The sequence below is a fragment of the Sandarakinorhabdus sp. genome (assembly GCF_031422795.1).
GTDB lineage: Bacteria > Pseudomonadota > Alphaproteobacteria > Sphingomonadales > Sphingomonadaceae > Sandarakinorhabdus.
In genome coordinates this window covers 1-11,863 of sequence record NZ_JANPML010000185.1, presented here as the reverse complement: position 1 = coordinate 11,863, position 11,863 = coordinate 1, and the positions used below count along the sequence as shown (strand labels likewise).

Below are 11,863 nucleotides of genomic sequence, written 5' to 3'. Positions count from 1 at the left end.
CAGGCGCAACTGGCCAGCGATGGCGGCGGCGCAGCACGCGCCTATTTGGAACGGCGCGGTGTGCGCGCCGAAACGGTAAAGGCTTTTGCGCTGGGCTATTCCCCCGATTCGCGCACCGCCTTGCGCGGCCATCTGAAAGACACCACCGCCGACAAGCTGCTGGAGGCCGGCCTGATCGGCAAGACCGATGCGGGCGAAACCTATGACCGGTTCCGGGGCCGTCTGATGTTCCCGATCCGCGATGCGCGCGGACGGGTGGTGGGCTTTGGCGGCCGCGCGCTGGGTGACGTACAGCCCAAGTATCTCAACTCCGCCGATGGACCGCTCTTCGACAAGGGCCGGCTGCTCTACAATCTCGATCAGGCCGGGCCGACAGCGCGCAAGGCAAACCGGCTGATCGTGGTCGAAGGCTATATGGACGTGATCGGCCTTGCCCAGGCTGGCATTGGCGAGGCCGTTGCCCCGCTGGGCACCGCGATGACCGAAACGCAGCTCGCACTGGCGTGGCGGCTGGTTGATGTGCCGGTGCTGTGTTTCGACGGCGATGCCGCAGGCGGCCGCGCCGCCACCCGCGCTGCCATGCGGGCGCTGCCGCTGCTCAAGCCCGGCAAATCGCTGCGCATCGCCACCCTGCCGGCGGGGCAAGACCCGGACGATATCTGCCGCACCGGCGGCGCCGCCGCGTTTGAAGCCGTGCTGGCCGCTGCCGTGCCGCTGATCGACCATATCTGGGCCACCGAAACCGCCGGCATGGACACCGCCACCCCCGAACGCCGCGCGCAAGCCCGCCAGCACCTGCGCGAAGCCGCCGCCAGCATCGGCGACCCCGATGTGCGCGCGCTGTATCAAGCCGAATTCAGCCAGCGTTTCGAAGCGGCGTTCATGGCGCGGCCACAGCGCCCAGCATGGACACCGCGAAAGCCGGGCGAACGCTGGCAGCCGCCCATCCCTGGTGCCACGCCGGCACTGAAAGCCCTGGTGGCGCGCGGCAATGATCCGATGATGGATGCCGTGCTGGCTGGAGTGCTGGCGCGACCGGCGTTGGCCGATATCCACCACGACGGGCTGGCAGCGCTGCGCCCCGACGATGACGGCGCTGCCGCTGTGCTGACCGCGGCACTGGCGGCCACGGCGGCCGATCATGGCCTTGAAAGCGCGGCCCTGGCTGCCCATCTCACCGATATAGGATTGGCAGCCGAAGCTGAACGCATCCGACGCGGCAACAATCTGCGATTGAGTTTTACGCGGGCAGAAACGCCAGCCAACGTCGCTGAAGCTGATTTCGCCATGACGCTGGCGCAGGCCACCGCCCGCGCCGGGTTGGTGCAGGCGCTGGCCGAAGCGACGATACGGTTCCAGTCCAGCCTTGATGAGGCAGACTGGGAGGCGCAGCAGAATTTGCGCCAGGAAATCGAGGCGCTTGATGCGGCGATGTTGAAGCTGGCGGAATCACGGCGAGAAGGCTAAGAGGCGCGGTATAATATGCGTGCAGCATTCGCCTGCCCCGCCGGAGCCAGACTCTAGCGGGCGGGCTTTTGTACGTTATTCATGGGTTTAAGGCCGGGGTTTTGGGCACCGGCCCAGTTCAAGGACGTAGAATCGGATGGCCAAGACGGTCTCGAACGACGCCACGGATGCCAAAGCGGATGGCGATGCTCCGCTCATTGATCTCAACGAAGCCTCGGTTAAAAAGCTGATCGCCCGTGCCAAGAAGCGCGGTTACATCACCTATGACGAGATCAACGAGGCCTTGCCGCAGGATCAGATGACCAGCGAGCAGATCGAGGACGTGATGTCCGCGATCAACGAAATGGGCATCAACGTCGTCGAGAACGAAGAAGCCGCCGACGACGGCGACACGCCGGAAGAGGAAGAAGCCGAAGCCGAACCGGTGGACGGCGATCTGGCGCCGGCACCGGTTACCGTGGTCAAGGCGCCGCTGGACCGTACCGACGATCCAGTGCGCATGTATCTGCGCGAAATGGGCGCCGTCGAGCTGCTGAGCCGCGAAGGCGAAATCGCCATCGCCAAGCGCATCGAAGCCGGCCGCAACACCATGATCGCCGGCCTGTGCGAAAGCCCGATGACCTTCCAGGCCATCATCGATTGGTCGATCGCCTTGAACGAAGGCCGCATGCAGCTGCGCGAGATCCTTGATCTCGAAGCGATGCTGGCCAAGGTGCCGGGCGAAGACGGCGGCGATGCCGAAGAAGGCAGCGACCTGCCGACCGTGCAGTTCAAGGAAGATGAAGAGCCGGAAGCCGAAGCGCCGCCGGCCGACGAGGAAGACGAATTCACCGAACGTCGCGCCCAGCAGCGCGCTGCCGAAGCCGAGGAAGACGACGAAGGCGGCCTTTCGCTCGGCCAGATGGAAGAGCAGCTGAAACCCGCTGCGCTGGAAAAATTTGCCGAAATCACCAGCACCTACAAGAAGTTCCACAAGCTGCAGGAATCGCGGCTGGCATCGATGCATGGCGGCCCGGTTTTCGCCAATGGTGATGAAAAGAAATATCAGAAACTGCGCGAGGAACTGACCCGCGGTGTGCAGTCGATCCACTTCAACAACAACAAGATCGAGCTGCTGGTCGAAGCGCTCTACACCCAGAACAAGCGGCTGATGGCGCTGGGTTCCAACATGATGCGCCTGGCCGACAAGCACAAGATCGTGCGCAAGAGCTTCTTGGATGAATATGTTGGCAACGAGCTGACCGAAGGCTGGCTCGAGCGCGTTGGCGGGATCGACAAGAAGTGGGCGGCCTTTGCCGGCGCCGAAGTCGCGTCCATCGATCAGAACCGCCGCGAACTGGCCGGCATCGCTGAAACCACCGGCGTTGATCTGGGTGAATTCCGCCGCATCGTCAACATGGTGCAGAAGGGCGAACGCGAAGCCCGCATCGCCAAGAAGGAAATGGTGGAGGCCAATTTGCGCCTCGTCATCTCTATCGCCAAGAAATACACCAACCGCGGCCTGCAATTCCTTGATCTTATTCAGGAAGGCAATATCGGCCTGATGAAGGCGGTGGACAAGTTCGAGTATCGCCGCGGCTACAAATTCAGCACCTATGCCACGTGGTGGATCCGCCAGGCCATCACCCGCTCGATCGCCGATCAGGCGCGCACCATCCGTATTCCGGTGCACATGATCGAAACAATCAACAAGCTGGTGCGTACCAGCCGGCAGATCCTGCATGAAATCGGCCGCGAGCCGACTCCGGAGGAGCTGGCCGAGCGGCTGTCGATGCCGCTGGAAAAGGTGCGCAAGGTGATGAAGATCGCCAAGGAGCCGATCTCCCTTGAAACGCCGATCGGCGACGAGGAAGACAGCCATCTGGGCGATTTCATCGAAGACAAGAACGCCGTCATTCCGGTGGACGCTGCCATTCACAGCAACCTGAAGGAAACCGTGACGCGTGTGTTGGCCAGCCTGACCCCACGTGAAGAACGCGTGCTGCGCATGCGTTTCGGCATCGGCATGAACACCGATCACACGCTGGAAGAAGTCGGCCAGCAGTTCAGCGTGACCCGCGAACGTATCCGCCAGATCGAAGCCAAGGCGCTACGCAAGCTGAAGCACCCGTCGCGCAGCCGCAAGATGCGCAGCTTCCTCGACGTTTGAGGCTGCCACCCAGCTGGAACTGAAACGGGCGGTTGCCAATGGCAGCCGCCTGTATCATTTTTGGGCCATGATGATCCGTTCCGCCGCTGCGCTTTCCGCCTTTCTGCTGTGCACGTCGGCGGCCCCTGCCCCGTCCCCCGCCAACCTCGCCCTGGCCGCGGCCCTGGCAGCCAACATGTGCGGGCAAGGTGAAGGCACCGGCGCCGCCACCAAGGCCAGCATCGTGCTGGTGCCCGGCCTGACCCCGGCCCATATGGCGGTGTCTGATGTGCAGGGCGCGCAGGCCTTCTTCGATCAGGGCTTTGGCCAGTTGTGGGGCTTTGACTACGACGAGGCGCTGAAAAGCTTCCGCGAGGCCAAGCGGCTCGATCCTGATTGCGCCATGTGCAGTTGGGGCGAAGCGCTGGCGCTCGGCCCATATATTAACAGCGGCCCGATCAACGCCGATACCATCGCGCAGGCCCGTGCGCTCACCGCCCGTGCCTTGGGCAGCAACCGGCTTTCAGAACGGGACCGCGCCCTGATGGACGCTGTCCACGCTCGCCACGCACCGGGCGGCAAGAAGGATGGCGTCCACGGCGATCTTTATGCCGATACCATGATCGGATTGGCGGCACGCTGGCCCGATGACGATGTGGTGGCGATCCTGGCCGCCGAAGCCATCATGACCAGCCAGCCCTGGGATTATTGGGAAGCCGGCGGCAAGATGCCCAAGGCCCGGGCCGGCAAGGCATTGGCACTGGTGGACACCGTGCTGGCGCGCAACCCCCAACAGCCGCAGGCCATCCACTTGCTGATCCACCTGACCGAGGCCAGCGCCAATCCGGCCCGAGCCGCCGGCCCCGCGGCGCTGCTTGGCGACCTGGCGCCCGGCGCACCGCACATGGTGCACATGCCCAGCCACACCTGGTATCGCATCGGCCAATTCGATCGCGCCATCAGCGCCAACAAGGCTGCCGTCGCCGCCGACGAAGCCTATGCCCGCGCCGTTGGTGCCGAACCGAAATTCTACGGCTATTTCACCCATCACACGCATTTCCTCGCATCATCGGCCGTGCAGATCGGTGACAAGGACACCGCGCTGGCGGCCGCCGCCGGGCTGGAAGCCGCCGTCGATCCCGCCAAGGTCGCCACATCGCCGTGGCTGGAAATGCGGCTGATCACGGCCCTGCACACCCGCACCCAGTTCATGGCTCCGGCTGAAATCCTCGCGCTGCCGCTGCCCGACAAGCGCCTGCGCCGGCTCAACATCGCCCTGCACGGCGCGCGGGCCGAGGCACTGGCCATGAGCGGCAATCCCGACGGTGCGGAAGGCGAACTGAAGGCGCTGCGCATCGCCCGCGATGCACTGGAACGGCCCACACGCCGGCGCCGGGCGGGCGGCGGCGACATGGAGTTTTCTGCCATCTCCGATGCCGTCGCCCGTGGCCGGATCGCCACGGCGCGCGGCGACGTGGCAGGGGCGCTGAGGGCGTTTGGTGCTGCCGAGGCCATCGAAGCCAATCTGCCCTATCAGGAACCACCGCTGTGGCCATTGCCGATTTCAGTGCTGTCGGGGCAACTGCGGTTGGCGCAAGGCGATGCCGCTGGAGCCGCCGCCGATTTCCGGCGCGCGCTGGCGCAGCGGCCCGGCAATCGTCTGGCGATGGACGGTCTGACAACTGCTCGGGCGGGCTGACACCGACTGACACTGATCTGTTATAGTCTTGCACGACAGTTTTCGCTGAACTAGCGTGCGCGCATGATCCCACGCTCTGCTATCGCTCTTGCTTCCTTCATCTTTTTGTCGGCAGCGGCACCTGATCCGATCTTGAACCGGGTCATCACCGAGGCACGGGCCAATCCGCCCACCAGCCTGGCCTTCGAACGCCAGACCCGAACCGTTTCGCAGGAAAACGGCGGCGAGAACGAAAGCCAGCTGCGGGTTGATCGCTGGGATGGCCGCATCTTCACGTTGGTCAGTATCAATGGCAAACCGCCGGCGGCAAAGGAAGCAGACTCATTTCGCAAGGCCGCCGGCGCGCGCCCGGTGCCCGGCTATTATCGCATCGCCGATCTGTTGAAGGCCGGCGCAGTGCGGTTGAACGATCCCCAGGGCCGCTTGGTCTATCGCGTGACCGGGCTGCCCAAAGGCACAATCAGTGTTGGCAAAGACGTCTCGGCCAACGTGATGGCTGATTTCTTTGTCGATGCCAGTGGCGCTCAGCCCTATGTGACGCGCACGCGCACGGTGTTGATCAAACCGCTCTCATTCTTTATGGTGGCCAAGCTGGACAGCCTGGAAATCATCAATGATTACAAGTTAGATGGCAATGGAAAGCCCTATCTGGCCCACGCCACACAGGCCATTGCCGGTGCCCAATTCGGGAAACAAGGGACCACCCGCATCGAATCCAATTATTCGATGCTGCGTTAAGGTCAGGACCTTTCAAATTCATGCCCCGGCCCGGGCTTTGCTGCGTTGGCAGCATTTGAAGTGGCTCGCGTTCGGCCGTTCATCAAATCGCAACAGGTGATGCCGCAATGCAACGCTGTTGCGGCATTTGAAGTTTTGGCACGACACGTCGGCCTGTCGCAACTTGTGGCGAATGTTCGCGATGGTCTAACGGATGGCGCAATGAAAACCGGTCGATATCAGATGTTCCTGCCGCTGCTGGCCAGCTTGCTCATGGCTGCCGCACCTGCCGATGAGCTGCGGCTGGACACCTTGCGCGACGCCATCATCACCGATGCCCGCGCAACTGATCCGGCCGGCTTCGCCTTTGATCGCACCACCACGGCCATTCGGCGCGGGCCTGGCATCAAGGAAAAAACCGTCACGGTCGAACGCTGGGACGGCAAGCGCTGGTCGCTGGTCAGCGTCAATGGCAAAGTGCCCAGCGCCAGCCACCTGAAGACATTCCGCAAGGCCACCGCGGCCAACCCGGTGCCCGGCTATCACCGGATGGCATTGCTGATGGCGGCGGCGTCGAATGTGGCGGTGGATGGTGACGGCCGCAAGACGCTGACCATCCCGGTGCTGCCGGCCGGCACCGTACGCACCGACACCGGCGACATTTCCAGTCATCTTTCGGGCGAAGCGGTGATCGCCAGCCACGACGGCAAGCCCTATGTCGCTCGCCTGAAGGTGAAAGCGCGCGAGAATTTCAAGCTCAACCTGCTGATCAAGGTCACCAATTTCGAACAGATCAGCGATTACCGGCCAGGCCCAGATGGCCGCCCGCGCCTCGCCAGCCAATCAGCCGACAGCAAGGGCAGCATGTTCGGCTTTTCCGGCGGGCAGACCGACGAAGTCGTTTACGCCTATCGCTGATCGACCGCCCGCCGACCTTCGCACAATGACAGGATTGTCAGGCCGCGCGCACGACTTTAGCTGTGGTGCACAAAGGGGATTTGACGATGCGTTTTGAAGGCACCACCGGCTATGTTGCCACCGATGATCTGAAGGTTGCGGTCAACGCCGCTGTCACTTTGCGCCGGCCATTGCTGGTCAAGGGCGAACCCGGCACCGGCAAGACCGTGCTGGCCCAACAGATCGCCAACGCCTTCGATGCGCCGCTGATCGAATGGAACGTCAAATCCACCACCAAGGCCCAGCAGGGCCTGTATGAATATGATGCCGTTTCCCGCCTGCGCGACAGCCAGTTGGGCGACACGCGCGTTTCCGACATTTCCAACTACATCCGCCGCGGCAAGATGTGGGAGGCGTTCACGTCGGAACAACTGCCCGTCCTGCTGATCGACGAGATCGACAAGGCCGATATCGAATTCCCCAACGATCTGCTCACCGAACTGGATCGCATGGAGTTCGACGTTTACGAAACCGGCGAGCGCATCAAGGCCACCCAGCGCCCGATCGTGATCATCACGTCGAACAATGAAAAGGAACTGCCCGACGCTTTCCTGCGCCGCTGTTTCTTCCACTATATCAAGTTCCCCGATCGCGACACGATGGAAGCCATCGTGCGCGTGCACTATCCCAACATCCAGCGCGCGCTGGTCGGTGAAGCCATGAACATCTTCTTTGATATGCGCGAAGTGCCGGGCATGAAGAAAAAGCCTTCCACCAGCGAGCTGCTCGACTGGCTGAAGCTGCTGATGCATGAAGATCTGCCGGTGGACGTGCTGCGCAACCGCGACACCAAATCGCTGATCCCGCCGCTGCACGGCGCGCTGCTGAAGAACGAGGCCGACGTGATGTTGTTCGAACGCCTCGCCTTCATGAGCCGCAGAGGCCAATAGCTGGGGCTGGCCTGAGGCTCAGCTTCTTACTTGGGCTTGAAATTCAGCGTTGCCCGGCCCGTCCCCAACGGTGCGGCCGGGGTATAGAGTTCAGCATAAACCCGCCCCGCCGCCAGATCGGCCCGCGCCAGCGCGTCGAGCACCAAATCGGCGCTGGCGCGGTTCTGCCCGCGCAGCATGATCGACGCCAGCACCGGCCCTGGCCCGCCTTCGTGGCTGCGATGCAGGGCGATAGCGAACGGTGCATCCTTGCCGCTGCCACGGGCCGTCACATCAGCATGCATCCGCGCCGTCGTGGGTTCATAGGTGAAGCGCAGCGTGGCCCTGGCTGAGCCAGCACCGGACAGGCTGGCCACGGCCCGTTGCGGCCCCGGCGCTTTCCCGGCCACCAACGCCGGCGTGCTGAACGGCGGCTGGCGCGGTTTGGCCAGTTGCTCCCAACCATAGGCCAGGGCCAGCAACCGGGGCTCGCTGAAGGCCGGGCCGAGCAGTTCCAGCCCGACCGGCAGCCCGCGCGGGGTGAAACCGGCCGGAAACGCCAGCGCCGGCAAGCCCGTGTCCACACTCAATCTGCAATTGTTGTGAACAACATGCGCCCCGATCACTGGCGGGCGGCCCAGCGCGGTGGGATAAAGCAGCGCGTCCAGCCGCTCCTTGGCGAACAGCGCGTCCGTCACTGCCCGCACCACGTTTCGCTTGGCCAGGGCCAATTGGTGACCGGGCGACTGCCGGCCGGTTTCAGCCAGCGCCTCACGCATCGGCTTGTCGAGTTGGTCATGGTGCAGCCCGGCATTGACGATCTGCGCCAGCGACGTCACCGGCACGCCCGGACTGGCCGCCAGATAGCGCTGCAGATCCGCGGCAAATTCGAACTTTCGGGCATTGCTGTCGGTCAACATGTCAGCAAGGCCGGGGATCGCCACCTCGATCACCTCGGCGCCAGCCCCGCGCAGAGACGCAATGGCCTTTTCGTAAACGTCCTTGCCTTCCGTATCCTCCGGCACAACGGCAAACAGGCTGCGCACCACCCCGATGCGCGCGCCCTTCAACGCCCCGGCTTGCAGCGCATCGGCATAGGATTTGGGCATATGGGCGCCGGCCCCCTTGGTCACCGCATCTGCCGGGTCCTCACCAACGGTCGCATCCAGCATCGCGGCCAGATCCGCAACGCTGCGCGCCAATGGCCCGGCGACATCCTGCGTGTCCGACAACGGAATCACGCCCGTCCGGCTCCCAAGCCCGCGCGTGGTGCGAATGCCAAACAGATTCTGATAGGCAGCCGGAACCCGGATCGAACCACAGGTATCGCTGCCCATGCCGGCGGCGGCAAAACTGGCCGCCACCGCCGCCCCGGTGCCACCGCTGGAGCCGCCGGGTGAACGCTGCACATCATAGGGATTGCGCGACTGACCGGTGAGCGAGGAAATGGTGGTGATGCCGATGGCCAGTTCGTGCATGGTCGTCTTGCCCAGGATGATCGCGCCAGCGGCCCGCAGCTTTGCCACCTGGAAGGCATCTTGCGCCGGCACTACCGTCGCCAGCGCCAGAGCGCCGCCGCTGGTCGGCATATCCTTCGTTTCGAAATTGTCCTTCACCAGCACCGGAATGCCGTGCAGCGGGCTCCGTGGGCCCTTGGCAGCGCGTTCCTTGTCCAGCGCGTCGGCCTGCGCCAGCGCGGCGGGATTGAGGGTGACAATGCTGTTCAGCGCCGGGCCTTGGCTGTCATAGGCGGCGATGCGGGCCAGATAGGCCTCCACCAGTTGCCGCGAGGTAACCGCGCCCCCTGCCAGCGCCGTCTGCAATTGCGGGATGGAGGCTTCTGTCACCTCGATCGCCTGTGTGGGCGCCGCCAGCGTCGCAGGAGCAATTGTGGCCAACATCATGGCCACCGTACGGCTGCGATTCATTTCGATTCCCCCTTGCCCATCACCCGCACAACAAAGGCGTATGCTGCCATGCCGTCAATGGCGCATCAGCGCAGCAGCAGGCCGCCGTCGATGGCCAGGCTCTGCCCGGTGATATAGCTGGCGGCCGGGCTGGCGAGGAACAATATGGCGCTGGCAACTTCGTCGGGTTCGCCCCAGCGATGCATGGGGATGGCGCGCATCAGTTTCTTCTCGCGTTCCGGATTGGTGCGGGCGCCTTCGGTCATGCGGGTCGCGATAAAGCCGGGCGCCACCAGGTTCACCCGCACGCCATCGGGCGCCCATTTGTCGCCCAGCGCCCGCGTCAGGCCCAGCAATCCCGCCTTGGACGCGGTGTAGGCCGGCGTTTCCTTCAGCGCGAGGAAACTGGCCAGGCTGCCGACATTGACGATGCTGCCCTTGGTGGCCTTCAACAGCGGGTGCAGGCGGACAGATAGATCCATCGCCGCATTCAGGTTGGTGTCGATGACATGCTCAAACTCTTCCTGATCATATTCATTGGCCGAACCGCGCCCGGCGTTGTTCACCAGCACGTCCAGCGCATCGATGTGCGCGGCGATCTCGGCGCGAGCTTCGGGCCAGGTGAGATCGGCCTGCAGATAGGTCACGCCTTCGGGCGGCTCGTCGTAACATTCGATCCGCGTGCGGGTGCCCGTGATCGTCACCTTGGCACCGAGCGCCAAGAATTGCTCCGCCACGGCCTTGCCAATGCCCTGCGTGCCGCCGGTGACCAGCACCGACAGGCCGCGCGCCCAGCTGCCGTTGTTCAGGCCGTTCATGCGCTCAAACCCCCATCGATCACCAGCGAAGTGCCGGTGACATAGCGCGCCGCATCCGACGCCAGAAAATAGATCGGATCGGCAATGTCGTCCGGCTCGCCGATACGGCCCAGCGGCACCGCCCGTTCGGTGGCAGACAGCCGCTCCGGATGTTCCCAGGTGATCGCGGTCATCTTCGATCGCACCAGGCCGGGCGCGACCAGATTGACCCTGATCCCTTCCCCGCCCAGCGCTTGGCCCAGCGTGCGAGTGAGCGTGAGCAGACCGCCCTTGCTCGCCGAATAGGCCGGCTGGCCGATGGTGCCCTTGAAGCTGGCGACACTGCCGACGAATATGATCGAGCCCCGTGCCGCCGCCAGCGCACTGCGAAACTTCATCGCCAGCGCCATCGGCCCGGTCAGGTTGGTGGCCAGCACATCGGCAAAGATTTCGGGGATGAACTCGGCCCGCTTGTAGGCGACCTTGGCGCCCGACACGATCAACGCATCCAGCCGCTCCACGCCCGGATCAAAGGCCGCCACCGCGGCCAGATCGCCCTGATCGAGCTGGTGATACTCCAATCCCGAAAGGTCGCCATCGGTGCCGGCATAATCCGCCGGCGCCGCGCGCGTGCCGGTCACGATCACCCGCGCGCCGGCAGCCCGGAACAGCCGCGCAGCCGCATTGCCGATGCCGGTCGATCCACCTGTCACAACCACGGTCTTGCCGGCAAACGCGCCCATGCCCACTCTCCCCGAGACTATTAGAGGGAGATTTCAGCCATGGCGCTTCTATCCGGCAAGGTCGCGATTGTGACAGGCGGCGGCCGCGGCTTGGGCCGTTGCCACGCTCTGGCCCTGGCTGCCCACGGTGCAGCGGTGGTGGTGAATGATCTGGGTGGCACAGTCACCGGGGATTCCCCTGATCAAAAACAGGGGGGCGCGGCAGACGAAGTGGTGGCCGAAATCGTGCGACTGGGCGGCCAGGCGGTGGCCAATCGTGCCAGTGTCGCCGATTGGGCCGGCGCGAAGTCCATCATCGATGATGCGGTGGCGGCCTTTGGCGGGCTCGATATCGTCGTCAACAACGCCGGCATCAACCGCCCGGCCAGCCTGATCGAGCTGACTGAAGCCGACTATGATCTGGAAACCGGGGTCCACCTGAAGGGCACCACCGCCGTGTGCCACCATGCCGCCAAGTTCTGGGCGCGCGAAGGCCGCAAGCAGGGCCGCGCGATCATCAACACCACATCACCAGTGGGCGTCCATCCGATGGTGAACGGCGGGCCTTATTGCGCCGCAAAGGCCGGAATTGCCGCGCTC

10 protein-coding genes are annotated in these 11,863 nt (G+C 64.2%); 7 read left to right on the top strand and 3 right to left on the bottom strand.

The window, feature by feature from the left end:
* The 6 genes from RMO81_RS06890 to RMO81_RS06865 all read left to right on the top strand — a co-directional run.
* The coding region (locus RMO81_RS06890) for a toprim domain-containing protein (protein ID WP_310475066.1) at nucleotides 1-1,467 on the top strand (1,467 nt) is incomplete at its 5' end.
* Nucleotides 1,468-1,603: 136 nt separating this feature from the next.
* Nucleotides 1,604-3,616 carry an RNA polymerase sigma factor RpoD gene (gene rpoD / locus RMO81_RS06885; RefSeq protein ID WP_310475065.1) on the top strand — a complete coding sequence of 671 codons (2,013 nt, stop codon included), beginning with the start codon at nucleotides 1,604-1,606 and terminating at the stop codon, nucleotides 3,614-3,616.
* 67 nt (nucleotides 3,617-3,683) lie between these two features.
* A complete protein-coding gene (locus RMO81_RS06880; RefSeq protein WP_310475064.1) occupies nucleotides 3,684-5,294 on the top strand; it encodes a hypothetical protein in 1,611 nt (536 codons plus the stop codon).
* Between the two features lie 63 nt (nucleotides 5,295-5,357).
* A complete protein-coding gene (locus RMO81_RS06875) occupies nucleotides 5,358-6,032 on the top strand; it encodes a hypothetical protein (RefSeq protein WP_310475063.1) in 675 nt (224 codons plus the stop codon).
* A gap of 201 nt (nucleotides 6,033-6,233) precedes the next feature.
* Nucleotides 6,234-6,929 carry a hypothetical protein gene (locus RMO81_RS06870; RefSeq protein ID WP_310475062.1) on the top strand — a complete coding sequence of 232 codons (696 nt, stop codon included), beginning with the start codon at nucleotides 6,234-6,236 and terminating at the stop codon, nucleotides 6,927-6,929.
* 86 nt (nucleotides 6,930-7,015) lie between these two features.
* A complete protein-coding gene (locus RMO81_RS06865) occupies nucleotides 7,016-7,858 on the top strand; it encodes a MoxR family ATPase (protein ID WP_310475060.1) in 843 nt (280 codons plus the stop codon).
* 26 nt (nucleotides 7,859-7,884) lie between these two features.
* On the opposite strand, the gene RMO81_RS06860 is transcribed toward RMO81_RS06865, so the two are convergent.
* From RMO81_RS06860 to RMO81_RS06850, 3 genes are all read right to left on the bottom strand, one after another.
* Nucleotides 7,885-9,765 carry an amidase family protein gene (locus RMO81_RS06860; RefSeq protein ID WP_310475058.1) on the bottom strand — a complete coding sequence of 627 codons (1,881 nt, stop codon included), beginning with the start codon at nucleotides 9,763-9,765 and terminating at the stop codon, nucleotides 7,885-7,887.
* Between the two features lie 65 nt (nucleotides 9,766-9,830).
* Complete coding sequence (locus RMO81_RS06855) at nucleotides 9,831-10,562, bottom strand: SDR family oxidoreductase (RefSeq protein ID WP_310475057.1); 732 nt, start codon at nucleotides 10,560-10,562, stop codon at nucleotides 9,831-9,833.
* On the bottom strand, nucleotides 10,559-11,284 hold the full coding sequence (locus tag RMO81_RS06850) for an SDR family oxidoreductase (protein ID WP_310475056.1): 726 nt from the start codon (nucleotides 11,282-11,284) through the stop codon (nucleotides 10,559-10,561). The genes RMO81_RS06855 and RMO81_RS06850 overlap by 4 nt, the downstream gene beginning before the upstream one ends.
* Nucleotides 11,285-11,323: 39 nt before the next feature.
* Between RMO81_RS06850 and RMO81_RS06845 the strand changes: the two genes are divergently transcribed.
* Nucleotides 11,324-11,863, top strand: a 540-nt coding sequence (locus tag RMO81_RS06845) for an SDR family NAD(P)-dependent oxidoreductase (protein ID WP_310475054.1), incomplete at its 3' end; no start/stop codon positions are given.

What these genes read in the sequence shown, in the direction of transcription:
- rpoD (WP_310475065.1), top strand. Translation starts at nt 1,604, where the DNA reads ATGGCCAAGACGGTCTCGAACGACGCCACGGATGCCAAAGCGGATGGC.
- RMO81_RS06880 (WP_310475064.1), top strand. Translation starts at nt 3,684, where the DNA reads ATGATGATCCGTTCCGCCGCTGCGCTTTCCGCCTTTCTGCTGTGCACG.
- RMO81_RS06875 (WP_310475063.1), top strand. Translation starts at nt 5,358, where the DNA reads ATGATCCCACGCTCTGCTATCGCTCTTGCTTCCTTCATCTTTTTGTCG.
- RMO81_RS06870 (WP_310475062.1), top strand. Translation starts at nt 6,234, where the DNA reads ATGAAAACCGGTCGATATCAGATGTTCCTGCCGCTGCTGGCCAGCTTG.
- RMO81_RS06865 (WP_310475060.1), top strand. Translation starts at nt 7,016, where the DNA reads ATGCGTTTTGAAGGCACCACCGGCTATGTTGCCACCGATGATCTGAAG.
- RMO81_RS06860 (WP_310475058.1), bottom strand. Translation starts at nt 9,765, where the DNA reads ATGAATCGCAGCCGTACGGTGGCCATGATGTTGGCCACAATTGCTCCT.
- RMO81_RS06855 (WP_310475057.1), bottom strand. Translation starts at nt 10,562, where the DNA reads ATGAACGGCCTGAACAACGGCAGCTGGGCGCGCGGCCTGTCGGTGCTG.
- RMO81_RS06850 (WP_310475056.1), bottom strand. Translation starts at nt 11,284, where the DNA reads ATGGGCGCGTTTGCCGGCAAGACCGTGGTTGTGACAGGTGGATCGACC.